The organism is Henriciella marina (genome assembly GCF_027213945.1).
GTDB classification, from domain to species: Bacteria; Pseudomonadota; Alphaproteobacteria; order Caulobacterales; family Hyphomonadaceae; genus Henriciella; species Henriciella marina_A.
The window spans coordinates 375,188-400,530 of record NZ_JAPWGW010000002.1 but is presented as its reverse complement, the minus strand read 5'-3'; the positions used below and the strand labels follow the sequence as shown (position 1 = coordinate 400,530).

General features: G+C 60.8%; 27 protein-coding genes. 14 read left to right on the top strand and 13 right to left on the bottom strand.

Features of this window, described 5'->3' with window-relative positions; all coding sequences use genetic code 11:
• Positions 1-13: 13 nt before the first annotated feature.
• Complete coding sequence (locus O4G74_RS08350; RefSeq protein ID WP_269402180.1) at positions 14-481, top strand: GNAT family N-acetyltransferase; 468 nt, start codon at positions 14-16, stop codon at positions 479-481.
• On the opposite strand, the gene aroC is transcribed toward O4G74_RS08350, so the two are convergent.
• On the bottom strand, positions 478-1,566 hold the full coding sequence (gene aroC / locus O4G74_RS08345) for a chorismate synthase (protein WP_269402179.1): 1,089 nt from the start codon (positions 1,564-1,566) through the stop codon (positions 478-480). The genes O4G74_RS08350 and aroC overlap by 4 nt on opposite strands.
• Positions 1,567-1,598: 32 nt before the next feature.
• The gene (locus O4G74_RS08340; protein ID WP_269402178.1) at positions 1,599-2,579 is read right to left on the bottom strand and encodes a malate dehydrogenase; all 981 of its coding nucleotides are present in this window, start codon (positions 2,577-2,579) and stop codon (positions 1,599-1,601) included.
• Between the two features lie 181 nt (positions 2,580-2,760).
• On the opposite strand from O4G74_RS08340, the gene O4G74_RS08335 reads away from it, so the two are divergent.
• Both O4G74_RS08335 and pdxH read left to right on the top strand, forming a co-directional pair.
• Positions 2,761-3,519 carry an SDR family NAD(P)-dependent oxidoreductase gene (locus O4G74_RS08335; RefSeq protein WP_269402177.1) on the top strand — a complete coding sequence of 253 codons (759 nt, stop codon included), beginning with the start codon at positions 2,761-2,763 and terminating at the stop codon, positions 3,517-3,519.
• Between the two features lie 21 nt (positions 3,520-3,540).
• A complete protein-coding gene (gene pdxH, locus O4G74_RS08330) occupies positions 3,541-4,203 on the top strand; it encodes a pyridoxamine 5'-phosphate oxidase (RefSeq protein ID WP_269402176.1) in 663 nt (220 codons plus the stop codon).
• 89 nt (positions 4,204-4,292) lie between these two features.
• Here the strand turns inward: pdxH and O4G74_RS08325 are convergent, their stop codons facing one another.
• The 6 genes from O4G74_RS08325 to O4G74_RS08300 all read right to left on the bottom strand — a co-directional run bounded on the left by O4G74_RS08325 (position 4,293) and on the right by O4G74_RS08300 (position 8,339).
• Positions 4,293-4,742, bottom strand: a complete 450-nt coding sequence (locus O4G74_RS08325) for a glyoxalase superfamily protein (RefSeq protein ID WP_269402175.1) — start codon at positions 4,740-4,742, stop codon at positions 4,293-4,295.
• A 241-nt stretch (positions 4,743-4,983) separates the two neighbouring features.
• Positions 4,984-5,841 carry a fatty acid desaturase gene (locus O4G74_RS08320; RefSeq protein ID WP_269402174.1) on the bottom strand — a complete coding sequence of 286 codons (858 nt, stop codon included), beginning with the start codon at positions 5,839-5,841 and terminating at the stop codon, positions 4,984-4,986.
• The gene (locus O4G74_RS08315) at positions 5,838-6,032 is read right to left on the bottom strand and encodes a hypothetical protein (protein ID WP_269402173.1); all 195 of its coding nucleotides are present in this window, start codon (positions 6,030-6,032) and stop codon (positions 5,838-5,840) included. Before O4G74_RS08315 ends, O4G74_RS08320 begins: the two co-directional genes overlap by 4 nt.
• A gap of 69 nt (positions 6,033-6,101) precedes the next feature.
• Complete coding sequence (locus tag O4G74_RS08310) at positions 6,102-6,974, bottom strand: fatty acid desaturase (RefSeq protein WP_269402172.1); 873 nt, start codon at positions 6,972-6,974, stop codon at positions 6,102-6,104.
• The gene (locus O4G74_RS08305; RefSeq protein ID WP_269402171.1) at positions 6,974-7,171 is read right to left on the bottom strand and encodes a hypothetical protein; all 198 of its coding nucleotides are present in this window, start codon (positions 7,169-7,171) and stop codon (positions 6,974-6,976) included. The genes O4G74_RS08310 and O4G74_RS08305 overlap by 1 nt, the downstream gene beginning before the upstream one ends.
• 175 nt (positions 7,172-7,346) lie before the next feature.
• Positions 7,347-8,339 carry a glycerophosphodiester phosphodiesterase family protein gene (locus O4G74_RS08300; RefSeq protein ID WP_269402170.1) on the bottom strand — a complete coding sequence of 331 codons (993 nt, stop codon included), beginning with the start codon at positions 8,337-8,339 and terminating at the stop codon, positions 7,347-7,349.
• A 98-nt stretch (positions 8,340-8,437) separates the two neighbouring features.
• On the opposite strand from O4G74_RS08300, the gene O4G74_RS08295 reads away from it, so the two are divergent.
• The 3 genes from O4G74_RS08295 (at position 8,438) to O4G74_RS08285 (ending at position 11,828) form a co-directional block, all read left to right on the top strand.
• Positions 8,438-10,063: a long-chain-fatty-acid--CoA ligase gene (locus tag O4G74_RS08295; RefSeq protein ID WP_269402169.1), complete on the top strand. Its 1,626-nt coding sequence runs from the start codon at positions 8,438-8,440 to the stop codon at positions 10,061-10,063.
• A gap of 4 nt (positions 10,064-10,067) precedes the next feature.
• On the top strand, positions 10,068-10,841 hold the full coding sequence (locus O4G74_RS08290; RefSeq protein WP_269402168.1) for an SDR family NAD(P)-dependent oxidoreductase: 774 nt from the start codon (positions 10,068-10,070) through the stop codon (positions 10,839-10,841).
• A 90-nt stretch (positions 10,842-10,931) separates the two neighbouring features.
• The gene (locus O4G74_RS08285; RefSeq protein WP_269402167.1) at positions 10,932-11,828 is read left to right on the top strand and encodes a DUF1499 domain-containing protein; all 897 of its coding nucleotides are present in this window, start codon (positions 10,932-10,934) and stop codon (positions 11,826-11,828) included.
• Positions 11,829-12,038: 210 nt separating this feature from the next.
• On the opposite strand, the gene O4G74_RS08280 is transcribed toward O4G74_RS08285, so the two are convergent.
• The 3 genes from O4G74_RS08280 to O4G74_RS08270 all read right to left on the bottom strand — a co-directional run bounded on the left by O4G74_RS08280 (position 12,039) and on the right by O4G74_RS08270 (position 14,496).
• Positions 12,039-12,950: an MBL fold metallo-hydrolase gene (locus O4G74_RS08280; RefSeq protein ID WP_269402166.1), complete on the bottom strand. Its 912-nt coding sequence runs from the start codon at positions 12,948-12,950 to the stop codon at positions 12,039-12,041.
• Positions 12,951-12,994: 44 nt separating this feature from the next.
• On the bottom strand, positions 12,995-13,930 hold the full coding sequence (locus tag O4G74_RS08275; RefSeq protein WP_269402165.1) for a hypothetical protein: 936 nt from the start codon (positions 13,928-13,930) through the stop codon (positions 12,995-12,997).
• A gap of 137 nt (positions 13,931-14,067) precedes the next feature.
• Entirely contained in the window at positions 14,068-14,496 is a 429-nt protein-coding gene (locus O4G74_RS08270; RefSeq protein WP_269402164.1) for a TIGR01244 family sulfur transferase, read from the bottom strand.
• A gap of 104 nt (positions 14,497-14,600) precedes the next feature.
• Between O4G74_RS08270 and O4G74_RS08265 the strand changes: the two genes are divergently transcribed.
• The 3 genes from O4G74_RS08265 to O4G74_RS08255 are packed head-to-tail and all read left to right on the top strand — an operon-like array spanning position 14,601 to position 17,382.
• Entirely contained in the window at positions 14,601-15,572 is a 972-nt protein-coding gene (locus O4G74_RS08265) for an ABC transporter permease (RefSeq protein ID WP_269402163.1), read from the top strand.
• Positions 15,572-16,474 carry an ABC transporter permease gene (locus O4G74_RS08260; RefSeq protein WP_269402162.1) on the top strand — a complete coding sequence of 301 codons (903 nt, stop codon included), beginning with the start codon at positions 15,572-15,574 and terminating at the stop codon, positions 16,472-16,474. The genes O4G74_RS08265 and O4G74_RS08260 overlap by 1 nt, the downstream gene beginning before the upstream one ends.
• 29 nt (positions 16,475-16,503) lie before the next feature.
• Positions 16,504-17,382 carry an acyl-CoA thioesterase gene (locus O4G74_RS08255; RefSeq protein ID WP_269402161.1) on the top strand — a complete coding sequence of 293 codons (879 nt, stop codon included), beginning with the start codon at positions 16,504-16,506 and terminating at the stop codon, positions 17,380-17,382.
• Positions 17,383-17,638: 256 nt separating this feature from the next.
• Here the strand turns inward: O4G74_RS08255 and O4G74_RS08250 are convergent, their stop codons facing one another.
• Positions 17,639-18,115 (bottom strand): hypothetical protein, encoded by a 477-nt coding sequence (locus O4G74_RS08250; RefSeq protein ID WP_269402160.1) that lies wholly within the window; start codon positions 18,113-18,115, stop codon positions 17,639-17,641.
• 343 nt (positions 18,116-18,458) lie between these two features.
• Here O4G74_RS08250 and hisS point away from each other — a divergent pair, with 343 nt between their 5' ends.
• From hisS to hisG, 3 genes are read left to right on the top strand one after another with little or no spacing between them, the layout of a single operon-like run.
• Complete coding sequence (gene hisS, locus O4G74_RS08245; protein ID WP_269402159.1) at positions 18,459-19,949, top strand: histidine--tRNA ligase; 1,491 nt, start codon at positions 18,459-18,461, stop codon at positions 19,947-19,949.
• Positions 19,946-21,046, top strand: a complete 1,101-nt coding sequence (locus tag O4G74_RS08240) for an ATP phosphoribosyltransferase regulatory subunit (protein ID WP_269402158.1) — start codon at positions 19,946-19,948, stop codon at positions 21,044-21,046. The genes hisS and O4G74_RS08240 overlap by 4 nt, the downstream gene beginning before the upstream one ends.
• Complete coding sequence (gene hisG, locus O4G74_RS08235; protein WP_269402157.1) at positions 21,043-21,987, top strand: ATP phosphoribosyltransferase; 945 nt, start codon at positions 21,043-21,045, stop codon at positions 21,985-21,987. The genes O4G74_RS08240 and hisG overlap by 4 nt, the downstream gene beginning before the upstream one ends.
• Positions 21,988-22,125: 138 nt before the next feature.
• Here hisG and O4G74_RS08230 read toward each other — a convergent pair whose 3' ends face one another.
• Positions 22,126-22,623 carry a lactoylglutathione lyase family protein gene (locus O4G74_RS08230; protein ID WP_269402156.1) on the bottom strand — a complete coding sequence of 166 codons (498 nt, stop codon included), beginning with the start codon at positions 22,621-22,623 and terminating at the stop codon, positions 22,126-22,128.
• A gap of 101 nt (positions 22,624-22,724) precedes the next feature.
• On the opposite strand from O4G74_RS08230, the gene O4G74_RS08225 reads away from it, so the two are divergent.
• Both O4G74_RS08225 and O4G74_RS08220 read left to right on the top strand, forming a co-directional pair.
• Positions 22,725-23,621, top strand: a complete 897-nt coding sequence (locus O4G74_RS08225; protein WP_269402155.1) for a LysR family transcriptional regulator — start codon at positions 22,725-22,727, stop codon at positions 23,619-23,621.
• A 419-nt stretch (positions 23,622-24,040) separates the two neighbouring features.
• Positions 24,041-25,231, top strand: coding sequence for an aspartate aminotransferase family protein (locus O4G74_RS08220; protein ID WP_269402154.1), 1,191 nt, complete (start codon positions 24,041-24,043; stop codon positions 25,229-25,231).
• The last annotated feature ends 112 nt before the right edge of the window (positions 25,232-25,343 follow it).

Below are 25,343 nucleotides of genomic sequence, written 5' to 3'. Positions count from 1 at the left end.
AGTCCAAAGGACGATGATCGAGGTACGACCCTTCACGCCTGCTGACGCCGATGCGTTCAAATCGCTCAATCTTGCCTGGATCGAGCCTCTTTTCAGCGTTGAGCCATCTGACCTTGCCCAGCTCGATGATCCGCAAGCATCAATTATTGATGCCGGGGGCTGCGTTCTTATCGCTGACCTTGACGGAACGCCCGTCGGCACGGCGGCACTCGTGCGTGGTCATCAACCAGATACGCTCGAACTGGTAAAGATGAGCGCGCGCGGCGATCTTCGTGAAATGGGAATTGGCAAAGCTCTGATGGAAGCAAGCGTGGCTGCCGCCCGTCGGATGGGCGCGGGCCGTATCTGGCTGGAGTCTAATCGCAAGCTTGAAGCGGCGCTTGGCCTTTATCGCTCGGCAGGTTTTCGAGAGCTGTCGGATGATGAGCTCAAGGGCACGCCCTATAGCCGCTGTGATGTTCAGATGGTGCTGGAGCTTTAGCCCATCTGCCCGTGATGACGCAGCTTTGCATCCGCCAGCACGCAGGCCATCATCGCTTTGGCGACAGGCACGGCGCGGATACCGACGCAGGGGTCGTGGCGGCCCTTGGTGCGCACGTCGACCTCATCGCCGTCGCGGGTCACAGAGCGCGTTTGCGACAGGATGGATGAGGTCGGCTTGATCGCGACGCGGACCACAACGTCCTGACCCGTGCTGATACCTCCGGCGACACCGCCATTATTGTTCGACAGGAAGCGCACGCCTTCATTGCCCATGCGCATCTCGTCGGCATTCTCTTCGCCAGAGTAGGAGGCGGCGGCAAAGCCTGCGCCGATCTCGACGCCCTTGGCAGCATTGATGCTCATCATGGCGCTCGCCAGTTCGCTATCGAGCTTGCCATAAATGGGGGCGCCCCATCCGGCAGGTACGCCTGAGGCGTGGACCTCGACAATGGCGCCGGCGCTGGAGCCGGCCTTGCGGGTTTCGTCCAGAAAGCTTTCCCACTGCGCGGCCGTCTTGGCGTCGGGGCACCAGAAAGGGTTCTTACCCGTCTCGTCCCAGTCCCAGTTTTCCGGGTCGATCATGTGCGGGCCGATCTGGATGACGGCGCCGCGGATCGTGATGCCATCGCCCAGAACGCGGCGCGCTACCGCGCCTGCAGCAACCCGCATGGCGGTTTCGCGCGCAGAGCTGCGCCCGCCGCCGCGATAGTCGCGGATCCCGTATTTCTGGTCATAGGCATAGTCGGCATGGCCAGGGCGATAGCGGTCCCGGATTTCCGAATAGTCCTTGGAGCGCTGGTCGACATTCTCGATCATCATCGAGATGGGCGTGCCGGTCGTGACCTGGCCATCCGTGCGATCGTCAGCGAAGACGCCGGAGAGGATGCGCACCTCGTCCGGTTCCTTGCGCTGGGTAACGAAGCGGCTGGTGCCGGGCTTTCTCTTGTCGAGGAAACCCTGCACATAAGCCTCATCCAGCGGCAGGTTTGGCGGGCAGCCATCCACCACGCATCCGATGGCCGCCCCGTGGCTTTCGCCCCAGGTGGTCACGCGGAAGAGGTGGCCGAACGTATTGTGCGACATGGCTGCCCGTCTTTGTCAGTTAGTCTTAGGCCCTAGGCGAAGAGGTGCTCGACGGCGGCGCGCTCTTCGCGCAGCTCCGCATCGGTTGCATCCATCTTGCCGCGCGAGAACTCATTGATCTCGAGGCCCTGGACGATCTCATACTTGCCGTCCTTGCAGGTGCATGGATAGCCATAGATGACGCCCGGCTCGATGCCGTAGGAGCCGTCGGACGGAATGCCCATCGAGACCCACTCACCCTCAGGCGTGCCGAGGGCCCAGCTGCGCATATGGTCGATTGCGGCCGAAGCTGCCGAAGCGGCAGACGAGGCACCGCGTGCCTTGATGATCGCCGCGCCGCGCTGCTGCACGTCAGGGATGAAGGTGTCGGTGTACCAGGCCTCATCGACCTGCGGCTTGGCGTCTTTGCCTTTGACCGTTGCGTGATGGATGTCCGGATACTGGGTCGCCGAATGGTTGCCCCAGATGATGACGTTCTTGATGTCGGTATTGTGCGCGCCGGTCTTCTCGGCGAGCTGGCTCATCGCGCGGTTATGGTCGAGGCGGACCATGGCGGTGAAGCATTTCGGGTCGAGGTCCGGTGCGTTCTGCTGGGCGATGAGGGCGTTCGTATTGGCCGGGTTGCCGACGACGAGGACTTTCACATCGCGCGACGCGTGATCGTTGATCGCCTTGCCTTGCGGGCCAAAGATGCCGCCATTGGCTGACAGCAGGTCCTTGCGTTCCATGCCCTGCTTGCGCGGCATGGCGCCAACCAGAAGCGCATAGTCGCAATCCTTGAAGGCGACGTTCGGGTCGTCGGTCTGCACGATCTTGTTGAGAAGCGGGAAGGCGCAGTCATTGAGCTCCATCGTCACGCCTTCGAGCGCGCCGAGGGCCGGGGTGATTTCGAGCAAGTGAAGATCGACGGGCTGGTCCGGGCCCAGCATGTCGCCAGCGGCGATACGGAAGAGCAGGGCGTAACCGATCTGACCGGCGGCACCTGTAACGGCAACTTTGACGGGCTTTTTCATGGGAGGTTTCCTTCCAGCATTGGCGTTCTGTCTATTGCGCGCATCAATGGCGAATTTGGAGGGCGAGGGCAAGCGCCGGACATGACCCGCGCGGGCTCACGCTGCGCCAGTTTGCCATTTGCCGCAGCGCGCGAACGCAATACGGTCATGCCTGAAAAGAAAAGACGAGGAGGATCAGGCAATGACTTATGACTTCAAAGGCAAGAACGCCGTCGTGACGGGCGCCAGCCGCGGCATCGGCCGGGCCATCGCAAAGACGCTGGCCGAAGGCGGCGCGCGCTTAGCGCTCGTCGCTCGCAGTGTCGAGGCGTTGGATGAGCTTGCAAAGGAATTGCCTGGCGATCCGGTCGTCATCCATGCCGACCTTGGCTCCTCTGATGGCTGGAAGCCAACGGCTGAAGCGATCATGGAGCAGCTCGGCCCCGTCGACATCCTCGTGAATAATGCTGGCGTCAGTGTTCATGAGCCGGCTGGACGCGTCACGGAAGAGGGGCTCGACAACACGCTCAACGTAAACGTCCGCAATCTGATCCTGCTCACGGACGCGCTGACCGAGAGCCTGAAGTCACGCAAGGGGAATGTCGTGAACATCTCTTCGGTGTCGGCAAGCACGGGCAGCATCGGCCAGATCGCCTACTCGGCGTCCAAGGGCGCGGTGAATTCCATGACGCGCAACATGTCGATTGATCTCGGCCGGGCAGGGGTCCGAGTGAACGCTGTCGCGCCAGGCGTGATTGATGACGGTATGTGGACGACCGCGTTTGAGAGTGGCCGGGTCGATCGGGAAAAAACCATGGCCGGCATGGCAAAGGTCATCCCGCTGGAAGGGCGCTGGGGCAGTGCGCAGAACATTGCTGATGCTGTCGCATTCCTCGCCTCGGACAAGGCAGACTATATTACCGGCCAGGTGCTGCGCGTAGATGGTGGCATCCTCGCCTGATCACGACTGAAAGAACAGAAGATGAGCGACAACAGTGTCATTCCGCCAACGCCCACAGAGGCGGACTATAAACGCGACAGCGAAGGCAATCCGCTGATCCCGGACGTGGCTGATCCGCTCGCCCTGTTCAGGGACTGGATGGCCACAGCGCGCGAAAAGGAGCTGAACGACTCCAACGCCATGTCGCTCGCCACTGTTGACGGTCACGGGCGCCCTGATGTGCGGGTGGTGCTTCTGAAGTCGGTCGGTGAGGAGGGCTTCACCTTCTACACCAACTTTGAAAGCGCTAAAGGTGAGCAGCTGAAGGCCAGCCCGCATGCGGCGCTCGGCTTTCACTGGAAGTCGCTGCGCCGGCAGGTTCGCGTGCGCGGAAGCGTGACCTCCGTGCCGGAAGCAGAAGCCGATGAGTATTTCGCCTCACGCGCCAAGGCGAGCCGGATCAGCGCCATCGCTTCGGACCAATCGCGGCCTCTGCCATCACGGGATGTATTTGCTGAGCGCATAGAAGTCCTACAGGAAACGTATGCAGACCGGGAAGATATTCCGCGTCCGGACAATTGGGGCGGCTACCGCGTCGTGCCGGAAAGCATCGAGTTCTGGCAGGACCAGGCCTTCCGCATGCATGACCGGCTGAAATTCACCATGAAGAATGGTGTGTGGACACCCGAGCGGCTCTACCCTTAGAGCAAGTTCGGAGCAAACGGGATCGTTTGCGAACGGATACTTGCGCAAAAACAAGGATATAAAAGAGGCAGGCCGCCCGGGCCCATGGGTCAGATGAGGCCAGCGCTGTCGCGTTGAACGATGAGGTGCGGCACCCCATCGCTGGTCTTGTCCCAGGAGATGCCCTCCTCGGAGATTATCGCACTGACGCGTTGGCGAAGGCCGGAAAAGCTATCGAATTCAACCACATCCACCGGTTCATCAAAGTGGATTGTGATCTCATAGCCCATGCCGCCAGCAAGTTCGCGCACACCGTGCACGCGGCCTTCGAAGGGTTGCTTCAGATAGCGGCCTGACACGCGCTCCCCGACCTGGATCGGCACGTCGGCCTGGTTCGACAGGCGCGCAGACGCTGTGTTCCAGTCGCGATAGCCAAGCTTGTGCGCGACCGCTTCGAGCGCGCGGGCATGGCTGAGATTTTCGCCGCGCTGGGTCGCCTCGGCACGTAGTTCTCGCGCATGGGCTTTCGCCTGCGCTCTCGTCGTAATGTTGAGTGACATTTTCCGTTCGTCTTTCACATCGATAGACCGGGCGCATGATGCGGATGTTCGCCTTGCCGCTGGACCGGTCCCCTGATGGGAAGGACAGTTCCGGGAGGACGAGGCTTTCGCCCCGGAGATCTTCACCATCGGACATTTCGTCCGGCGAACGGCAGGCGTCTCTCACCTTGGGGCGGGCAAATACGCCTCATCGGGTGAAACGTCAACTCAAACGGTTCTGGAGCTTGGCCGGTCGGAAAGCCTAGAGCTCATCCACTCTTGCGCCGCGGGCCTCCAGAACAGGCTTCATTTCCCAATAGGCCTTTGGCGTCCGGTAGAGCGGAATACGCGGATGAAGATGATGGATGACGTGATACTGCATCCCCATCGAGCCGATATTGCCGAGGATGGAGCGAAAGCTGCGCGTGTTGCGGTAGCGGCCTTGTTCGGTCGCGGGATGGTGCGGCGCCCAGCTGAGGTAATACTGGATATAGGTGAGCGCGATGTGACGCGGCAGCCACCAGAGCAACGCTGCTTCAAGCGCAAAACCGGTCCAGGCAAGTGTGAATAGCGTTCCGTAGAAGATCAGCTCATAAGCGATGAAATCCAGCGCCACATCAGGGCGGCCAATCCGGACAAGTGTGTCGCCATAAGCATTCTTGTTGCCCGGTTGCCGGTTGAGAATGCTCTTCCAGATTGCATGGAGCGGACCGCGCGCGCTGGTGCCATGGTCAGGGTCCAGCGCAGGGTCATTGGCATGCTTGTGATGCTCGAGATGGGTGAGTTTCGCGACCCTGTAAGGCAATACGAGCGGTATCGTGGACAGATGACCGACCAGCTCATTGAGCCAGCGAAGCCGCGCGCCGGGCAGCGCGATAATGTCATGCTGGGCCTCGTGTGAGGGCAGGTAACTCAGCATCACGTTCAGCGTGGCGATAATGAAGCCGATCCAGAGCGGGATGATCCCCATCAGTACGAGCGGCCAGAGGCTCAGCCAAACTGTGAGGTTGGTCAGCGCCCATGTTACGGCGAGCCAGGGGAATTTGCCAATGTGTCGGCGCGCGATGTCGCGCTCGATGCGCATCAGCTCAGCGTGGCTTTTCGAAGCGAGCTCACTCATACCCAGCGTCCCCTCAATTGCGCGGCCAACCCCAGCACACCGGCAAGAACGAGCCCCACTGTCAGCGGAGCGAGACCAAATGGAGGTGTAACTTCAAGTGCCTCGATGATCTGAGCGATCAGAGGCGCAAGGAAACCGAAAGCGAAAATGAGCGGTCCGAACCTGAACAAGGTACGTAGAGCAATGGCCATGCGTTTTCTCCCAAGGAAGAAAATGACACATGCGTCAACTTTTGGCAATGCACCGCTGTGGACGGGTCGCTAGAGGTCCTCGACCCGCGCACCTTGCGCCTCAAGCACGGGTTTCATTTCCCAGTAGGCTTGCGGCGTACGTAGAAAGGGAATGCGTGGGTGCAGGTGGTGCACCACGTGATATTGCATGCCGAGCGAACCGATATTCCCCAGGGCGGCGCGGAAGCTACGCGTATTGCGATAGCGGGCCGTTTCATTAGCTGGATGGTGCGGCGCCCAGCTCAGATAATACTGGATGTAGACATATCCGACATGGTGCGGCAGCCACCAGAGCGCTGCGGCTTCGATTGCGTGCCCGGTCCAGGCCAGTGTGAACAGGGTCAGAAACCATGTCGCCCGATAGAGGGCAGCGCCTTTCAGAACATCTTTTCGGCCAAGCCGTAGCAGCGTGCGGCTATAGGCGTTGTGACCACCCTTCGACCTTGGCTGAATGTTCTGTATTGCGGTCCAGATCGCCTTCAGAGGCCCAGCGGCACTGGATCCATAGTCCGGGTCCAGCTCCGGGTGGTTTGTGTGGAGGTGGTGCTCTCTATGTGTTGCCCGCGCGAGATCGAAGGGAAGGGCGAGCGGCACCGTGGAAACATGTCCGACCACTTCGTTCAGCCACCTTAGCCGGGAGCCGGGCCGGGCGATAATGTCGTGCTGGGCCTCGTGAGAAGGAAGGTAGCCGATGATCGCCAGCACGGTTGCGGCAACGAAGCCTGCCCACGCCGGGATGACATCCATGAATACGAGTGGCCAGAGGGCCAGCCAGCAAAGAAAGGCACCGATGCCGGCCGTCACTGCCAGCCATGGAAACTTCCCGATATGCTTGCGCGCGATATCGCGTTCGATCCGCGCCAGCTCTTTTGGCGTCAGCATGGAGAGGTCACGGTTCGACATCAGACCCAGCGCCCCCGTAGCTGCGCTGGAACGGTGAACGCCATGGCGATCAGCAAACCAGCGAGAAGCGGCGGCATGCCAAACGGTAGCGGGACTTCAGACGACTGCAGGATCTGGGCAGCCAGCGGTGTCAGGAAGCCGAGGCCGAAAATCATCGGACCAAGCTTGTATATTCGACTTAGCACGGCTTTCTGCATGTCTGATTGTCCCCCCGGATATAAAACTCAGACGGCCGCCAGGAGTTGTATTCCCGGCGGCCAACCGGTTCTTCTACTGAGGATTAATCGCCCAAAAAGGTGAATATTATCTTTCTAAAGATAAAATATTGAGGCTTTCTGACGAGATTCTGCGCGGCTAGAAGTCAATCCGTGCCTAGCGCAAACAGGTTCCAGTTGCGTGAATGAAACGCGCAGGAAGGCCGCCCGCGCTCACGAGCCGGTAAGGCGTGTCCGTCGCGAGAAGAACAAGCCCGTTTTCTATCAGTGATACGTATTCGGACGGGTCGCCATCGGCCCAGTACTGATCGTCAAGCCGCTCGCCCGGGCGGCCAAGCGTGCCGAACGCGCTTTCAATATTCTTGCTGGCGAGCCCGCGCCATTTGCCGAAGCTTGGTTCGCGTGTGCCGGTCCAGGCGACGAGCTTGTCAGGATCAACACCGCCGTCGAGGAGAGCCGCCTCATGCTGGCGGTTGCCGACGCCAGCCGTCATCATCAGGTCGGGCGCAATCTCTGCAACCTGCCAGGCCTGTTCATCTGAATAGGTAATGATGATGACATTGTTCTCGGCGCCGGCCGCGCGAACCTCACCAATGATGTTGCGGAAGCTGGTTGTCTCTTTCCGGTCGAGTTCCAGGATCGCGCCGGTCTCCACCGCCCATTCGAGCGCTTCGGCAAGTGTTGGCGGATTGAACGAGGTGACCCGGCCTTCATTGTCGACGAGGCGTAGCTGAGAAATCTCGTTCCAGCTTGTGTCGGCGACTGGCCCTTGGCCTGTCGTCGTGCGGGTGAGGGAGCGGTCATGCATCAGAAACAGAACGCCGTCCCGACTTTCAGCGACATCGATCTCCATCATCGGAATGCCAGCATCAAGCGCGTGCTGAAACGTCTCGACCGCATTTTCAGGAAAGCCCGGGGCAGGGCCGCCGCGATGGGCTGCGATCAGCACGCCGCCTTCTTCCCGCACGCAGTCAAACAGCCGGGGCAGGTCACGACTGTCGGAGACAGGGGTTGCTGCCGGCTGTTGCTCGCCGGGCGATTCAACCGATGCGGCGTCAGACGTTTCCATCGGTGCTGTCGCGGCTTCATTGCAACCCGCGAGAGCCGCGCCCAGCAACAGGGCGCCCGCCAGAAAATACGTCTGGGACATTTTGACCTCGCTCGCCATCGCTTGCCGTAGAAGTAGCTGGGACATAGAAGAAACCGAACGCCACGGAAACCCGTGAAAACAATTCAGGAGGAAAGAACATGCACGGCTTGATGCAAAACTGGCAGCTGACCGTCGACAAGGTGCTCGACCACGCAGCTCACAATCATGGCGACCGCGAGATCGTTACCCGCGAAGTCGAAGGCAATGTCACCCGCACGACTTACAAGGCCCTGCATGAGCGCGCCAAGATGGTGTCGTCTGCCCTGAAGGAAGAAGGCATCAAGCTCGGCGACCGCGTTGCGACGCTGGCCTGGAATACGGCCCGCCACATGGAAGCCTGGTACGGCACGATGGGCATCGGCGCGGTGCTGCACACGATCAACCCGCGTCTCCACCCGGATCAGGTCGCATGGATCGCGAACCACGCCGAGGACCGCATCCTTCTGTTCGATACGACGTTCCTGCCGATCGTCGAAGCGGCCAAGAGCCAGTTCAAGACGATCGAGAAGTTCGTCATCCTGACATCGCGGGACAATATGCCGGACAATTCGCTCGGCGCGGTCTCCTATGAAGACTGGATCAAGGGCAAGTCGCCTGATGTCGTCTGGGGCGACTTCGATGAGCAGACCGCCTGCGGTCTCTGCTATACCTCCGGTACGACGGGCAATCCGAAGGGCGTGCTCTATTCGCACCGCTCCAACGTCCTGCACACTTTCATCACCATGGGCGTCGATACGCTGGGCATGGGCGCAGCAGACGTGGTCCTCCCGGTTGTGCCGATGTTCCACGCCAATGCCTGGGGCCTCGCCTTCGCGTGCCCTGCCACCGGTGCAAAACTGGTCATGCCGGGCGCAGACATGTCCGGCAAGGCGATCTACGAACTGCTCGACAAGGAGAAGGTCACGATCACGGCGGCCGTGCCGACCGTCTGGCTGCTTCTGCTGACCTATCTCCAGGAGAACAATCTGAAGCTGCCGCACCTGCGCAAGGTCGTTATAGGTGGGTCTGCGGTACCGGAGCGGATCTTGCGCGCCTTTGAGGAAGAGTTTGAAGTCGATGTCTTCCACGCATGGGGCATGACCGAGCTTTCGCCGCTCGGCACGCTCGGCGCGCTGCCTGCCCACCTCGTAGATGCGCCGCATGAGCAGCAGATGGAATACAAGCTCAAGCAGGGCCGCCCGCCATTTGGCGTAGAGCTCAAGATCGTCGATGATGAAGGCAATGACCTCCCACGCGATGGCGAGACGTCCGGCCGGCTTGTCTGCCGCGGCCCGGCGATTTCCTCGGCCTACTTCAAGGGCGATGGCGGCGAGGTTCTCGACGAGAATGGCTTCTTCGATACCGGCGACGTTGCAACGCTCGATCAGCATTCCACCATGCAGATCACCGACCGCGCCAAGGACGTGATCAAGTCTGGCGGGGAATGGATCAGCTCCATCGATATCGAAAATTTCGCTGTCGGCCACCCGCAGGTCGCGAACGCGGCAGCCATCGGTATCTATCACCCGAAATGGGATGAGCGTCCGCTTCTGGTCGTTCAGCCTGCACCGGGTGAAAAGCCGAGCAAGGAAGACGTGCTGAAACAGCTCGAAGGCAAGATCGCCAAATGGTGGACGCCGGACGATGTCCAGTTCGTGGACGAGATTCCGCTCGGCGCGACCGGCAAGATCAACAAGCTGAAACTCCGCGAGATGTTCGCAGACTACAAGCTGCCGACGGCCTGACCGGATGGACCTGAACCTGAAGGACAAAGTGGTCTTTGTCGCGGGCGCTAGCCGCGGCATCGGCCTCGGTATTGTTGAAACGCTTCTCGAAGAAGGCGCGCGCGTGGCCATCGCGGCACGCGGCGCTGAGAAGCTGGAAGAAGAACGCGCACGCCTCGCCAGCCAGTACGGCGAGGACCGCCTCTGGGCGTGTGCCGGTGATCTGCGTGAGACAAAGACGCTGGAAGAGATGGTGGATGCCATCGAGGGCGAGTTCGGCCCGCTCTGGGGCGCGGTCGCCAATGTCGGCCTTCATCCTTGCCCACCGGGCTTCGATGTCGATGATGATACCTGGACAGCTGGGATGCAGCAGAACCTCGACAGCGCCTTCCGCCTTGCCCGCACTTGCCTGCGCAAGATGGATCCGCGCGGCGAAGGGTCTATCGTCGCCATTTCCTCTATCGCGGGTATGGGCGCGCTCGGCACGCCGCTCACCTATGGGACTGCCAAGGCGGCGATGAATCACATGGTCAAGGAGCTTGCTCGCATTACCGGCCCGTCCGGCGTTCGCATCAACGCGATCTCACCGGGCAACATCATCTTCTCGGGCGGCGCCTGGGAGGAACGTAGCGAGGGTGAACGGGGCGACGCCTGGAAGAAATGGATCCGGCGTGAAGTCCCGCTGCAACGGTTCGGTAAACCCGAAGAGATCGGGTCTGCCGCTGCTTTCCTTCTCAGTGAGCGGGCAAGTTTCGTGACGGGTGCGATCATCCCAGTTGATGGCGGACAGACGCGGTAGAAGCGGCTTCCTCAAGGGGAAGGTTTGTCAAAGCAGGCTGCCGGGATAACTCTCGGCCCAATCTAACAGGTTACAGTCGGGGAGGCTGAAATGAGCGATACGACGAAAAAAGCTGGATGGCGTCTGACCGTGGCGGGCGTCGCGCTCGGCGTGTCGATCTTCACGGTGCTCTGGTTTGCAGCGGCCGCGCTCGGTTCGAAGTTCGGGCTCTGGGGCTGGCAGTTCGGTCTTGGTACGATGATCCTCGGCTGGGGGCCGGGCCTTACTTTCTTCGCGCTCGGCCTCGCTGTGATCGCGATTATCATTGCTCTGATAAAGGCGCCACGTTTCCAACCTACACTGCTTGCACTCGCCGCACTTCTCATCGCGCTCATGGTGTTCTTCCGAATTGCTGGCTTCGGGGCGCAGGCCGGATCGCTTCCGCCGATTCACGACGTTCAGACCGACTGGTCAGAGCCGATCGCTCTTTCTGAATCGCTCATCGCCCAACGCCGCAGCGACGGGGCCCTCAATGAAGTTCAGGACGATCCGACGATCACAGACGGTGCGGACGGCCGTTGGCCGGGTATGGGTGGCCGCCGGGTCGCCGAAGTTCAGGAAGAGGCTGAACGCGAACGCACAGTTGATGGCGAGACGGTTGAGCCTGCCTATGACCGCCCGATTGAACCGGTCTATTTCGATCAGTCGCCGGGTGAGATCGCTTCCTATGCGCTGCAAATTGCTGAAAGCCGCGGCTGGGACATCTTCTCGCGTCCGGAAACCGGTCAGGATATCGAGCGTACCATGCTGGAAGCGACTGAAACCTCGACCTGGTTCGGCTTCAAGGATGATGTCGCCATTCGCATCCGCGCCGTTGAAGGCGCAACCCGCGTCGACATGCGCTCGATCAGCCGCGTTGGCCTCTCCGACCTCGGCATGAACGCTCGCCGCGTCTCCACCTTCATGGACGAACTCGAAGCCCGCGCCGACGGCCGCCGCCAGCCTTAGGTTTTGCGGGTTCAGTCATCAGCCGGAAGAATACCGCTACCCCACCGAAAGGTGGGGTCCATGGCGGCTGGCCGTCGCCTCTCAACCGCCATGGGTCGCAGCTTCCGCTGGGAGGGCGGACGTGGGTAGATATGCGTTTCGTGCTTCAAGATCGAGATCGCCTTCTCCGCCCCTCATCCTCAGCCTGTCGAAGGATGAAGCCGCAGGGTGCTAAGATGTCTGCTGCAGCGCCTTCCAGCGAAACTCTGACCGCACGGTCGGATTAGCGTCGGCGGTCTCGACACGGCCTTCCTCGACGAGCTTCAGCATGTGGCCGAGGACGGAGAGGGCAGCCGCTGGATGCAGGCGCTTGTCGACGTCGGCATACATGCTCTCGACCATTTTCGGGATGTTGGTCTCACCCGCTTCGAGATGCTTGATGATCGCCGATTCCCGGTCCAGCCGGTGATTGCGATAGGCCTGGATGAAGCCGTTCACATCTTCGCGGATCGGGGAGCCGTGCGTCGGCCACAGGATGTCGAAATTGCGTTCCTCGATCTTGTCGAGCGAGCGCATATAGTCACCCATATCGCCGTCAGGCGGCGCAACAATCGTGGTCGACCAGCCCATGATATGATCGCCGGTCAGACAGGCATTCTCTTCGCGAAGACCAAAGCAGAGATGGTTGCAGGTATGGCCAGGCGTTTCGATGACGTCCAACGTCCAGCCGGGGCCCGAAATCACGTCGCCATCGCCAATCTGGACATCCGGCATGAAGCCGAGATCGTCAGCAGAGCCGAGCTCGCCCTTTGCCGTCGGCACGCCGGAATTCTTTGCATAGGTCGCGCAACTTGCCCAGTTTGCGAGCGGTTGTGCCAGCGGGGAGTGGTCCGAATGACCATGCGTGACAAGAACGTGCGTGACCGTTTCGTTCTTCAGGATTTCTTTCAGCGCGTCGAAGTGCTCTGACAGTTCAGGGCCGGGGTCGATCACGGCGACCTTGCCGTGTCCGATGATATAGACACCGGTGCCTACAAAGGTGAACGGGCCCGGATTGTTCGCAATAACCCGGCGGATGAGCGGGGAAACCTGCTCAACCTTGCCATATTCGAAGTTGATTTCTTTGATGTATGGAATTCCCAAGTGAACTCCCTCACCCTGGATTGTGAAACTCTGGCTTATCTGCTCTAGGCGCTGCGCTTTGGGGCGAAGGCGCGGACGAAGGCGCGGGCCATCCTCCGGGTCGCTTTCAGCTTGTCGCCAAGATTGAGCGCAACTGGCGGGCCCATATCGGTTTTGTTAGCATCGACGATGAAGATCTTGCCGGATTTACGGTCGCGCAGCACATCGACGCCGCCCCATTCCAGGCCGATCTCTTTTGCGAAAGCCGAAATGACCTCGATCTCCTCGGCTGAGTAGCATTTGCGCGGCTCGTCCAGGATGACGTCGACATTTTCGTTCAGGAAGCGGCGCGCAATCGGGCGGCGCTTGCGGAAAACCACAGTCGGCGTACCGCCCACTATGCAGCAGCGCAGGTCTTCAACCAGGCCGCCCTCGATCTCATTGTCGATAAGACGCTGATAAGTCTTGTTCTCGAGCGGCTCGATGGGGCCTTCGATGATACGCCCATCATGGCACGCATTCTTTTCGGACTTCTCGACCATCGGCCCTTCATAGCTGAGCGGGTCGACCTTCAGGCTGTAGCCTGCCGCGCGTCCGAAGCTCTCCGCGACACAGGTCTTGGAGATATCATTGCAGCCGAAATTGACGAGGCGGGCGCCGGGCTTCGTGGTCGGCGTGCTGGAGTCTACATGGGTTGAGTCGTCGAACTGGAAGACGATGTCGGCCTGTGAGACGTCGGAGATCAGCTTGGACCCCGAAGCGTGCATCACTGGCCAGATAAAATACCAGGGGCGCGGCTTGTCAGGGTGAAATGCGATGGTCGGGCGCTTATGCCCGGTAATGCGGCGCCAGGTGCGCCAGGATTGCGCCATCGTGTAGAAGGTCAGCCAGGTGAAGATATCGTTGGCCAGCTGGCGATTGGCGGGCACGCGGTGGCCCGTCTTCTTCACGAGCCAGGCACCATCTTCATATTTGAAATCGGCCAGCCAGTTTCTGGACATGCATTTCCCCTGCGTGCGGGCGGTGGTGAACGAGTTACCGGAGCCGGAATCGCACGTCTTCCTCAAGGCTTCAATTCATAAAGCTCTGAAGTATCGTGATCAAACTTTTACTGCCGCTGCGCTGAATCGCGCGAGTCCTAGAGCAGAGGCTTCAGGCCGGAGAGGTCGTAGCCAGCGCCTGCGCCAGCTTCGATGATTTCGTCCGACTGGCCCTGGCCACCATGGCTGAGGGCCCAGGCCGTGATGGAGCGCGTGCCCGTCCGGCAATAGGCCAGCGCAGGGGCAGGGGCTTCTGCCAGGATAGAGTTCATGCGTTCGATGATCTCTGGGGTCGGGGCGCCTGAGAAGGGAAGGGCGACAAAGGTCAGGCCCAGCTCTTCGGCGCGGGCGCGGATCGTGCCCATGCGCGGCTGGTCAACGCCGCCTTCACCATCTGGCCGGTTGGCGATGATGGTCTTGAAACCAGCCTTGGCGATGGCATCCACATCGTCGTCGGAAATTTGCGGCGCAACAGAAAAACTGTCTGTTACGGTTCGGATATCGGCCATCTTGTACCTCAGTGTCATGTGGCGTTGACAAGCATTCGTCTGGCGTGAACCTAGGAAGCCAGCAGCGGGCTGCCAAGTCCGCCTTTCGCCTATGTTTGAAGATCGCCTGAGAGTTTCCCTACGTGTCAGCGCTGCAGCGAAGCCTTTCCCGCATACCATGGGCCTACGTTATCCGGCGGCTACTCTTCGCGATCCCGACGCTTCTGGTCATCATTGCGGTCGCATTCTTCATGATGCGTCTTGCGCCCGGTGGGCCCTTTGACGGCGAGCGCAAGCTGAATGCGGCAACCGAGGCGGCCATCGCAGCCAAGTTCGGTATGGACCAGCCGCTCTGGAAACAGTTTGTCGATTATGTGCTCGGCGTCCTGCAGGGCGATTTCGGTCCATCGATGAAAACACTCGGCAAGAGCGTGAACGATCTGATCGCTGACGGCCTTCCGGTCAGCCTGGCCATCGGTTCGCTGGCCATGCTCGTCGCGCTGATAGTCGGCACAGGCCTCGGTATCTTTGCAGGCCTGCGCCAGAACACCACGGGCGACTATACCGTGATGGGCTTTGCCATGGCGGGTATTTCCATCCCGACCTTTGTGACGGGCCCGCTGCTGATTCTCGCCTTTGCACTGGGTGCAGGCTGGTTCGCTGTCGGCGGGCTGGGTGAGTATCCTAATATCGGGATGACGTTCAACAATATGACCCTGCCGGTCCTGACGCTCGCCCTGCCGCAGATCGCCATCATCTCACGCCTCATGCGCGCCTCTACGATTGAGACGATGCGCTCACCGCATGTGCGTACCGCCCGCGCCAAGGGCCTGCCGGAGCGCACGGTCATCATGCGCCACGTTCTGCCATCGGCGATCCTGCCGCTGGTCTCTTATGCCGGCCCGGCCATGGCCCGCGTGATGACGGGTTCACTCGTCATCGAGCGGATTTTCGGCCTGCCGGGAATGGGCTCCTACTTTGTCGATGGCGCGATCAACCGTGACTACACGCTCGTCATGGGCGCGCTAATCATCTACGCAACGCTGATCGTGCTGTTCAACCTGATCGCCGACATCCTCTACGCCTTGCTCGACCCGAAAGTGAAGTACGACTGATGGTTGATACGCTGGACATGACAGGCCGGAAGGACCCGGTCGAACAGGCCCTCGCGGGCGGTCGTTCGCTCTGGGACGATGCCAAGCGGCGCCTGTTCAACAACAAGGCCGCCGTGATCTCCATGTGGGTGCTCGGCGTGATGATCTTCCTCGCCGCATTCGGGCCGTTCCTCTGGGTACACGATTACAGCCAGATCTCGGCGCAGACAGAGCTCGCGCCGACATTCGACAACTGGCACCTCCTCGGCACCGATGAGCAGGGCCGCGATCTCGTTGCGCGCAACCTGCTCGGCCTCCGAATTTCGCTGGCCGTGGGGATGGTCGCAACGCTGGTCTCCCTCGTCATCGGCGTGACCTGGGGCGCGATTGCGGGCTATGTGGGCGGGCGTACGGATAATCTCATGATGCGGTTCGTGGACGTGCTCTACGCCATGCCGTTCATCTTCTTCGTGATTCTTCTGCTGACCGTTTTCGGCCGCAACATCATCCTGATCTTCGCCGCTATTGGCGCGGTTGAGTGGCTGACCATGAGCCGGATCGTGCGTGGCCAGACCCTCGCCATCAAGGGCAAGGAATTCATCGAAGCCGCCCGCGCCGCAGGCGTCTCCGGTCCGGCCATCATTCGCCGCCACATCTTGCCGAACGTGGTTGGCCCGGTGGCCGTCTATGTCACGCTGACCATCCCGGTCGTCATCATGGCAGAAAGCTTCCTCTCCTTCCTCGGCCTCGGCGTGAATGAGCCGCTGACCTCGCTCGGCGTGCTGATCTCGAACGGTGCCAAGGAAATGCAGGACAAGCCGTGGCTACTCATGGCGCCTGCCATCCTGATGGCTGTGACGCTGCTCTGCCTCAACTTCATCGGCGATGGCTTGCGCGACGCACTCGACCCGAAAGAGCGCTAGACGCTGCGTCACGTTCAAGGCGGCTTTTCATGGCCGCAAATTTTGCGCTAAAGCCCAACGCCATGACAGACGCGCCCTTCATCGACCTGAAGTCGACCCACAATCCCTATCGTTGGTACCTGCCGGTTGAGGAGCGCTATTGCGTTGGCCCTCCCGGCAAGAAGTTCCTGTTCGGTGGCGTGGGCCTCGGCACGGCGATCACGGCACTGGAGCGAACGACAGGCCGTCCCTGTATCTGGGCGACGGCGCAATACCTCTCCTTCGCGAATCCGCCGGATGTACTCGACGTCGATGTCCGGTCCCCCGTTGTCGGCAAGAACATCACCCAGGCGCGTGTTCTCGGCCATATCAAGGACCGTGAGATATTCACGGTGAACGCCGCCGTCGGTGAGCGCGAGTCCGAACATTCGCAGCAATGGCAGGAAAAGCCGGACGTCGCGCGACCCGAGGACTGCCCGCCCATGCCGCGCTTCGACAAACACAATGTAGACCTGCACCACTATCTGGATATGCGGGTCGCGCAGGGTCGCTATTCACCTGATCGCGCGATCGAAGGCGGCAGTAGCAAGGATGGCCGCGTCGTGCTCTGGGGTCGCTCAAAGACGGGCCACCCGATCGATTCCGCCATGCTTGCCATCATCAATGACTTCGTGCCGTCAGGTACCAGCCACGCGCTGGGCCTTCCGGCCGGCGCAAACTCGCTCGATAATACGCTACGCATCCACAATATCGTCGAAACCGAGTGGGTCTGTTGCGACATCCAGATCGAAGGCGTCCATAATGGCTTCGTGCATGGCCGCGTCGCAATGTTCGCAGACGACGGGACGCTGATGGCGACTGGCAGCCAGTCCGGTATAATCCGCTTCTTTGACCCGGAAGCGTTCAAGGCGCGGTTCGAGAAGTCCTGATTTTCGTGAAAGCGGCGTATTTGTTGCGCGCCACAAAAGTGCCGGGGTGCATTCTGTCACCATGTCCGGCTTTTTCTGGGACGCAGCCATTCTGGCCGTGCGGGGGATAGGACAGGCTGCAGGCTTTCTGCCTGCAGCTGATCTGTCATGGGAGAGCCATTCTGGCTTCCTGACCTAGACTATGCGTGAGGCGCCCGGACCGTTCCCGGATTTCTGCAGAAAAATGTAGTGTGCCAGATTGGATCAGCTGCAATGGCTATTGCAGGGCGGCGTGCGTCGCGTCCGAATTGGCTGCGCAGCTGTTCTGGGTACCGTGAACTTCGGCAGGACGGCCCTTGTCAGCTGAGAGTGCGGCGGCCGCCGCAATGGCCTCAGCGTCCGAAAACATGGCGGCAAGACGCTTCAGACTGTCCTCGCGCGCATCCGGCGTCGTGGCGCTCTCAAGCGCCATGAGCTGCGTCTCGCCTTCCTCGGCCATGCCGCGAAAGATGCAGCCAAGGTCCGATGGACCGCCTGACCCATCGATCCAGCTGCCAAGACGCCCGGCGGTCAGCGCAAAGCGGCCGATCTCGGTCTCAAAGCTGTCAGGGATGCTGGCATCGCTTTCGAGAAGCTCGACCGTATCCTCATATAGCGCGCTCGCTTTCGTCCCCCAGTCTCGGGCAAGGTCCGGCGACGCTGCCGCTGAGAAGGGCAGGGCGACGACGACAAGTGAGGCGATCAGACGTTTCATCGGGACACAACTTTCATAATTCTCCTGAGACGCGAAGCAAGCTCAATGCCAGACGCCTGACAGGAATGGCGATCCCACCCCGGCTTGACTTCCCTCAGCGCGCTCCATATTCCCGCTCACAATGAACACGACGCTGCATCACCATCATCACCACGTGTGACGCGCCGCATAAGGCGCGAACCGGTCCGGCTGCGCCTCTCTTACAGTGTTCATCTTTCGACATTGAACCGCCAGAGGCCCGCAGACGGATAGCTCCGGTCCCGCGTCTTGTTGCCCGCGTCTGCTTCACTCTTATCCCGGCTTCGTCTAAGCGGAGCGCGCACGACCAGACAGGACCTCCAATATGGCCAAGAAGAAACAGGACGCCGACGCCCCGAAAAGCGGCAAGGACCTCGCGCGAAAGCCGCGCGGCTTTCCTGACCGCCGCGAGGCGCTGATCCATGCCCAGGCCGAGATGATCGACCGCGTCACATCGGTCTATCGCCGCTGGGGGTTCGAGGCGCTTGATACCGGCGCTTGGGAATATGCAGACGCCCTCGGCAAGTTCCTGCCGGACGATGACCGCCCGAATGCGGGTGTCTTTTCCATGAAGGACGATGACGAGCAGTGGATCTCGCTGCGCTATGATTTGACCGCACCGCTCGCCCGTTTTGCCGCCGAGAACTGGCAGACTTTGCCAAAGCCGTTCCGCCGCTATGCGGCCGGGCCCGTCTGGCGCAATGAAAAGCCGGGCCCGGGCCGTTTCCGTGAATTCCTGCAATGTGACGCCGATACGGTTGGCGCGGCGGGCGCACACGCAGATGCTGAAATGGTCGCCATGGCGGCCGAGGCGATGCGCGCGGCGGGTGCAGGCGACGGTGAGTTTGCCGTCCGCGTGAACACGCGCCGCCTTCTGAATGCGGTCCTCGAGGGCGTTGGTGCCAATAGCGACACGGCCCGCCTCACCATCCTCCGCGCGCTCGACAAGCTGGACCGGCTTGGCGAGGAGGGCGTCAAACTCCTGCTCGGCCCGGGCCGTGAAGATGAAAGCGGCGACTTCACCAAGGGGGCAGGGCTCGGCACGTCAGAGATTGACCGCGTGATGGCGTTCGCGAAAGCCGGTCGTCCGACACGCGACGAAACGCTTGAAGCGCTTGGCCGCGCTGTGGGCACCGGTGAAGAGGCTGAGGCGGGCCTTGCCGAACTCACCGCAATTGCGCGCGGGCTTGAAGCCTTCAATTGTCCTGACACGGACGTTCTGTTCGACCCGTCCGTCGTGCGCGGGCTTGAATACTATACCGGCCCTGTCTTTGAGGCTGAGCTGCTGCGTGAGACGGTCGATGAGGATGGCAACACCGTCCGCATCGGCTCTGTTGGTGGCGGCGGTCGCTATGACGATCTCGTCGCCCGCTTCACAGGCGAGAAAGTGCCTGCGACGGGCTTCTCCGTTGGTATCTCGCGCCTCGCGACAGCCTTTGCCATCTCTGGAGAGATCGAGACGCTGAACGGCCCTGTCGTCATCCTCAACATGAACCGGGACGACCCGACCGAGGCGTTGAAACTCGCGACCGAGCTACGCGCCGCTGGTATCCGCGCTGAGGCCTATATGGGCAGCTCCGGCATGCGCCCTCAGATGAAGTATGCAGACCGGCGCGGCGCGCCCGTCGCCGTCATGGTCGGTGAGGATGAGATCGCCAAGGGCGTCGTTACCATCAAGGATCTGAAAGAGGGCGCCAAACAGGCCGCCGCGATCAAGTCCAATGAGGAATACCGCGAAGCCCGCCCCGGTCAGTTCGAAGCCCCGCGCAGCGAAATGGTCGCCCGTATCCGCGAAATCGTCGAGGCGTCGGAATGAGCACACCAGCTGATATTTTCGCCCGCCTTGGCGGGGACATTGTCGATCCACCAATCACCATGCCAGCCAGCCAGCCACTGGAGCTTTCGGGCGAAGCCGTCCGCGCACGCCTTTGCGTTTTCGTGAATGAGCTGGGCGAGGAATGCGCGCTGCGTCCTGACCTCACCCTGCCTGTCGCATTGGCGCAGGCCGATGAGGGCATCCACGGTGAAACGGTCAAACGCTATGCCGCGCGCGCTTTCCGCCTGCCAGTCGTGCCTGGCGATGCGCTGGAGTTTACGCAGGTCGGGTTTGAGCGCTATGGCGCGCCGTCCAATGCAGACACCGACGCTGAAACCTTCGCGCTCGTTTGTGAGGCAGCGGGCACAGCTGGCGTCGCCGCTTGCGAAGCGCGCATGGGTGATCTCGCCGTCTTCCCGGCTTTCGTCGATGCGCTCGGCCTTGCGCCGGGTCTTGCCGATGCGCTGAAGCGGGCCTTCCGTCAGGCAGGCGGTGTTTCCGCGCTCCTGAACTCCGGCGGCTCTGAGCCTGTCCACGGCCTTGCCGCCCGGCTAAAGGGCGCGCGCCCGGATGAGGCGAAAGCCATCGTTGCCGACATCTTCGCGCTCGCTGGCATACAGCCGCAGGGCCACCGCACGCTTGATGAGATCGTCGAAGGCCTTCTGGCACAGGCAGCCGACGCCGAACATGGCGCCGCGCCCGATACTGCGCGCCGGACGCTTGAAGCTGTCATGGCTGTAAATTGCCCGCCCGCGCAGGCGGCTGACAAGCTGCTCGCCATCTCCCGTCAGGCAGGCCTTGAAGGCCTCGACCCGGTCCTCGACCGGCTGCAGACGCGGACCGACCGGATGAGCGAGCTTGCGCCCGCTTTCATGACCGATGCGCGTTTCGGTACCCCATTCGGCCGCCGCTTCAACTACTATGACGGCTTCCTGTTTGAGCTGTTTCATCCCGGCGAAGCCGACGGCCGCCGCCCATTCGGGGCAGGGGGACGCTATGACACGCTCCTGGCACGCCTCTCGGGCGGCAAGGTCGAAGCGACCGGTATTGGCGGCGTCGTCCGTCCAGATCGCCTGACAAAGGAAGCCACCGTATGACCCGGCTCAAACTCGCTATCCCGTCCAAGGGCCGCCTCAAGGACAATGCCGAGAACTGGCTTGCCCGCGCGGGCTTCAAGCTGCGCCAGTCCGGCGGCGACCGCGGCTATACCGCAGAGCTGAAAGGCCTGCCGGATGCCGATGTACTTCTCCTCTCCGCGCGTGAGATTGCGCAGGGCTTGATCGACGGCTCATTCCATATCGGTGTGACCGGTGAGGACCTCCTCAACGACCTTTCAGCAGACCTTGCCCGCGACGCATCTGTCATCAAGCGGCTGGAATTTGGCGGGGCCGATGTGGTCGTTGCCGTGCCTTCGGCCTGGCTCGATGTGAACACGATGGCCGACCTCGAAGCTGCTGGCGCCCGTTTCCGCCAGCGTCATGGCCGCCGCATGAAAGTCGCCACAAAGTATCTCCGCCTGACGCGAAACTATTTCGCGCAGAAGTCTGTAGGTGAATATCGCCTCATCGAAAGCGCGGGCGCGACAGAGGCCGCCCCGGCTTCCGGCCAGGCCGAAGTCATCGTCGACATCACTTCCACCGGCACGACGCTGCGGGCCAACAGCCTCAAGGTTCTCGATGATGGCGTGATCCTGAAAAGCCGCGCCGCGCTGGCTGGCTCGCTTCGCGCGGACTGGTCTGGTGGGGCGAAAGAGGTGCTCCAGAAACTGCTCGCCTCGATCGAAGCGGTCGAATCGGCAGACGCGACAAGCCTTTTGGTCGTTGGCGGTAAAGTCGAGGAATCACTGCGCGCAGAGCTCGGCCTCACTGAGATCTCCGCCAATTCCTTTCTCAGCCCATCCGGGAAAGCGGTGGAAAATGCCCGCAAACTCACTGAATCTGGAGTGAATTCTGTCTCGATCCTCAAATCAGACTTCATATTTTCCCAGGCGACGCCTTCCTATGAGGCATTCATTGCCCAATTTTCGACACGTGCTTGACTCTGTCACAGAAACTTAGCATTCAGATAAGGCAAGTTTCTGGGAGGAAACGCTGCAATACTTTTTACGGGCGCGGCCACAAGCCGCGCCTTTTTTTATGCGTATTCTGCAGCGTCCACTCCACATCGCACTGACCTGTCAGGACGTATAAGCGCCTGACGAATAAGTCAGCTCATAGCTGTGGCTGTAGATTTCGAAGACGATACCGAACGGATCTTCGACATAGACCATTCGATATGGCTTTTCGCCGGGATAGTATTCGCGGATTGGCATGCGCTGACGGCCACCGGCTGCCACGATCTTCTCGACTAGCCCTTCGACATCAGGGTCCTGGATACAGAAGTGGAACGTGCCATGACGCTTGTGCTCAAGCTTGTCTTCTGGCGAGTAATTGCCCGGGAATTCGAAGATTTCGATACCGATACGGTCAGCCGTTGAAAGGTGAGCGATGCGCAGGCTTTCCCAGCCTGGCCCAAACACGTCCGAGCACATGATGCTGACGGCGCTCTCGTCTTCAGTCACCGTCGTCGGCGGCATGATCACGTAAAGTCCAAGGACTTCGGAATAGAATTTGACTGCGGCATCAAGGTCCGGGACGGACAGGCCGATATGGGAAAAGGAACGGGGTGTCGTCATTTGGTATCTCCTGTGATTGGCGTCAGTGCAGGAGATGGCCTTGCTTATTCAAAATTAAAAATTATCATTACAAATAATAATCATAACACAATGATATTATCATGCTGAATGCGACCTGGCTCGAAACCTTCACCGTGCTCTGTGAAACCGGTCACTTCACGCAGGCGGCCCGGAAGCTGGCGATGACGCAGCCGGGCGTCTCCCAGCAACTCCGCAAGCTTGAACACCAGATGGGGCAGTCTCTCATCGCCCAGCACGGAAAGACGTTTTCCCTGACACCCGCAGGTGAGGCCGTGTTTGCCCTTGGTCAGCAGCGGCGCCGAGAAGAACGCCAACTCAGAGAGATGATTGAAGCGGATGATCCGGGAAAGGGTGCGGCGCACCTCGCCTGCTCAGGCGGATTTGCCATGATGCTCTATCCAAAGCTCGCACCATTGATGCAGGCCTCTCATGAGCTGGAAATACATCTCCACGCGGCGCCGGAAGCAACGGTGCTGACCGGCGTACTGGACGGGCAGTTTGATCTGGGCCTGTTAAGTCATGATCCAGACCATCCGCGGCTGTCCGCCAATCTCATCGGCCGAGAAGAGCTCTGTCTCATCCTGCCGGCGGCTGACATGCCCGAGGGGGTGACGTTCGCAGGCCTTGAGGCGCGCGGCTTCATTGCTCACCCTGATGGCTTCGCATACGCCAACGATCTCTTCTCGCTTAATTTCCCTGATGAGTTTCAGGGCGCTGACCGCCTCCGTCTGCGAGGCTACCTCAACCAGATGAGCCAGATCCCGGCTCCCGTGGCCGACGGCGCCGGCTACACGCTGCTGCCGAGAAGCGGCGTCGACGCGTTCAGGCAACCAGAACGACTGGCCGTCGCAAGTCTGCCTCGGCAAATCCATCATGAGCTCTGGCTCGTCCAGCGGCGCAGCAGACCGCTCAGCGCGCGCTTGCAGGCGCTCGCGTCGGTAATGCGCGAGCTTGCTCGAAACCTGTCAGAGAAATAAAACGTCCGCCAAAAGAAAAAGGCCCCGATGGGGCCTTGGTAAGTCACTTCCGATTTTTGAAGGGCCCGGCTGGCGGCTCAGGGTCAGGGCGTCAGGGTTTGCTACCAGCCGGGTTTTGTTATTATTGTTTTTCAATATATGCCTTATCGATAAACGTCAAGCGATTATCGAAAAACATTATGAAATATTCTTAATCCAGCCCATTCGGAGAGCGGAAGCGGCGCATTTAATGGCGCGCGCCGGGATTGACCACAGCACAAGCGACATGGCTTGCATGCAGAGTTGCATTTGCAACTTTCCGTGTTTGCCAGTTCGAGGCTCGCCTTCAGCCCCTCAAGTGCCCATGTGTTGACTTTGGAATCAGCCCCAGCCATCCCCAAGGCTAACGCAGTCCTGAACCCTTTAGGAGCTTGAGAACAATGTCAGATCCGCGCGCCCACATCATGCCCGTCTACGCCCCGCCATCGGAGGTGTTCGTGCGAGGCGAGGGTGTGAACCTCATCACTGAGGAAGGCGACAGCTATCTCGACTTTGTGGCCGGTATCGCGGTCAGCTCGCTTGGCCACTCGCATCCTAAGCTGGTCGAAGTCCTTCAGGAACAGGCCGGAAATCTCTGGCACCTCTCCAACATGTTCCGCGTGCGCGCAGGCGAGGAACTGGCCGACAAGATGTGCGCGCGCACCTTTGCGGACCGCGTCTTCTTCACCAATTCCGGCACCGAAGCGGTCGAGTGCGCCCTGAAAGCGGCGCGCAAGTATCACTGGTCCAAGGGCAATGATGACCGCATCGAGTTCATCACCTTCACGGGCGCCTTTCATGGCCGCTCACTCGGTGCGATCAATGCCGGCGGCAACCCGAAATACCTCGAAGGCTTTGGCCCGGCCATTGAAGGCTTCCGCCAGCTCGAATGGGGCGACCATGAGGCCCTGAAAGAAGCGGTGACCGACAAGACCTGCGCGGTCTTCGTGGAGCCTGTGCAGGGCGAAGGCGGCGTGCGCGCCATGCCTGAAGAATGCCTCACGGGCCTGCGCAAGCTGTGCGACGAGACCGGCACGCTGCTCATCTATGACGAGGTTCAGTGCGGCATGGGCCGGACGGGCAAGCTCTTTGCCCATGAGTGGGCCGAGAACGCCCAGCCAGACATCATGTGCGTCGCAAAGGGTGTTGGTGGCGGCTTCCCGTTCGGCGCCTGCCTGATGACCGAAGAGGTTGGCCTGCCAATGCAGCCCGGCTCCCACGGCTCGACCTATGGCGGCAACCCGCTCGCCATGGCCGTCGGCAATGCCGTCTGGGATATCATCTCGGATGAAGAGTTCCTGGCCGAGGTCCGCCGCGTGGCAGGAACAGTCAGCCAGGGCCTCAAATCCCTCGCCGACAGCCATGCCGACAAGGTCGACGGTGTCACCGGCAAGGGCCTCCTCACCGGCCTCAAGCTGAAATCTGCGCCAAAGCCTGTTCAGAATGCCTGCCGCGAAAAAGGCCTTCTGGTCGGCGTTGCTGGCAACAATGTCCTGCGTCTCGCGCCGCCGCTCATCATCGAGGATGGCGATGTCCGTAAGGCCGTCAGCGTCATGGATGAAGCATTGAGCGAGTGGGAGATGGAGGGGTAGAAGCCCCACCCCGACCCTCCCCAGAGGGGAGGGGGCGCTAACCGCGTAGACATAATGTAGACAGTCAATCTTGGCGCAACGCCTTCCCCCTCCCCCTTGGGGAGGGTCGGGG

Coding starts and splice junctions, on each gene's coding strand:
- O4G74_RS08320 (WP_269402174.1), bottom strand. CDS start 5,841: ATGAGTGAGCTCGCTTCGAAAAGCCACGCTGAGCTGATGCGCATCGAG.
- O4G74_RS08290 (WP_269402168.1), top strand. CDS start 10,068: ATGGACCTGAACCTGAAGGACAAAGTGGTCTTTGTCGCGGGCGCTAGC.
- O4G74_RS08300 (WP_269402170.1), bottom strand. CDS start 8,339: ATGTCCCAGACGTATTTTCTGGCGGGCGCCCTGTTGCTGGGCGCGGCT.
- O4G74_RS08255 (WP_269402161.1), top strand. CDS start 16,504: ATGGCCGCAAATTTTGCGCTAAAGCCCAACGCCATGACAGACGCGCCC.
- O4G74_RS08225 (WP_269402155.1), top strand. CDS start 22,725: ATGCTGAATGCGACCTGGCTCGAAACCTTCACCGTGCTCTGTGAAACC.
- O4G74_RS08220 (WP_269402154.1), top strand. CDS start 24,041: ATGTCAGATCCGCGCGCCCACATCATGCCCGTCTACGCCCCGCCATCG.
- O4G74_RS08240 (WP_269402158.1), top strand. CDS start 19,946: ATGAGCACACCAGCTGATATTTTCGCCCGCCTTGGCGGGGACATTGTC.
- O4G74_RS08315 (WP_269402173.1), bottom strand. CDS start 6,032: ATGGCCATTGCTCTACGTACCTTGTTCAGGTTCGGACCGCTCATTTTC.
- O4G74_RS08230 (WP_269402156.1), bottom strand. CDS start 22,623: ATGACGACACCCCGTTCCTTTTCCCATATCGGCCTGTCCGTCCCGGAC.
- O4G74_RS08325 (WP_269402175.1), bottom strand. CDS start 4,742: ATGTCACTCAACATTACGACGAGAGCGCAGGCGAAAGCCCATGCGCGA.
- O4G74_RS08250 (WP_269402160.1), bottom strand. CDS start 18,115: ATGAAACGTCTGATCGCCTCACTTGTCGTCGTCGCCCTGCCCTTCTCA.
- pdxH (WP_269402176.1), top strand. CDS start 3,541: ATGAGCGACAACAGTGTCATTCCGCCAACGCCCACAGAGGCGGACTAT.
- O4G74_RS08260 (WP_269402162.1), top strand. CDS start 15,572: ATGGTTGATACGCTGGACATGACAGGCCGGAAGGACCCGGTCGAACAG.
- O4G74_RS08340 (WP_269402178.1), bottom strand. CDS start 2,579: ATGAAAAAGCCCGTCAAAGTTGCCGTTACAGGTGCCGCCGGTCAGATC.
- O4G74_RS08310 (WP_269402172.1), bottom strand. CDS start 6,974: ATGTCGAACCGTGACCTCTCCATGCTGACGCCAAAAGAGCTGGCGCGG.
- O4G74_RS08295 (WP_269402169.1), top strand. CDS start 8,438: ATGCACGGCTTGATGCAAAACTGGCAGCTGACCGTCGACAAGGTGCTC.
- O4G74_RS08305 (WP_269402171.1), bottom strand. CDS start 7,171: ATGCAGAAAGCCGTGCTAAGTCGAATATACAAGCTTGGTCCGATGATT.
- O4G74_RS08285 (WP_269402167.1), top strand. CDS start 10,932: ATGAGCGATACGACGAAAAAAGCTGGATGGCGTCTGACCGTGGCGGGC.
- aroC (WP_269402179.1), bottom strand. CDS start 1,566: ATGTCGCACAATACGTTCGGCCACCTCTTCCGCGTGACCACCTGGGGC.
- O4G74_RS08270 (WP_269402164.1), bottom strand. CDS start 14,496: ATGACACTGAGGTACAAGATGGCCGATATCCGAACCGTAACAGACAGT.
- O4G74_RS08335 (WP_269402177.1), top strand. CDS start 2,761: ATGACTTATGACTTCAAAGGCAAGAACGCCGTCGTGACGGGCGCCAGC.
- hisS (WP_269402159.1), top strand. CDS start 18,459: ATGGCCAAGAAGAAACAGGACGCCGACGCCCCGAAAAGCGGCAAGGAC.
- O4G74_RS08350 (WP_269402180.1), top strand. CDS start 14: ATGATCGAGGTACGACCCTTCACGCCTGCTGACGCCGATGCGTTCAAA.
- hisG (WP_269402157.1), top strand. CDS start 21,043: ATGACCCGGCTCAAACTCGCTATCCCGTCCAAGGGCCGCCTCAAGGAC.
- O4G74_RS08275 (WP_269402165.1), bottom strand. CDS start 13,930: ATGTCCAGAAACTGGCTGGCCGATTTCAAATATGAAGATGGTGCCTGG.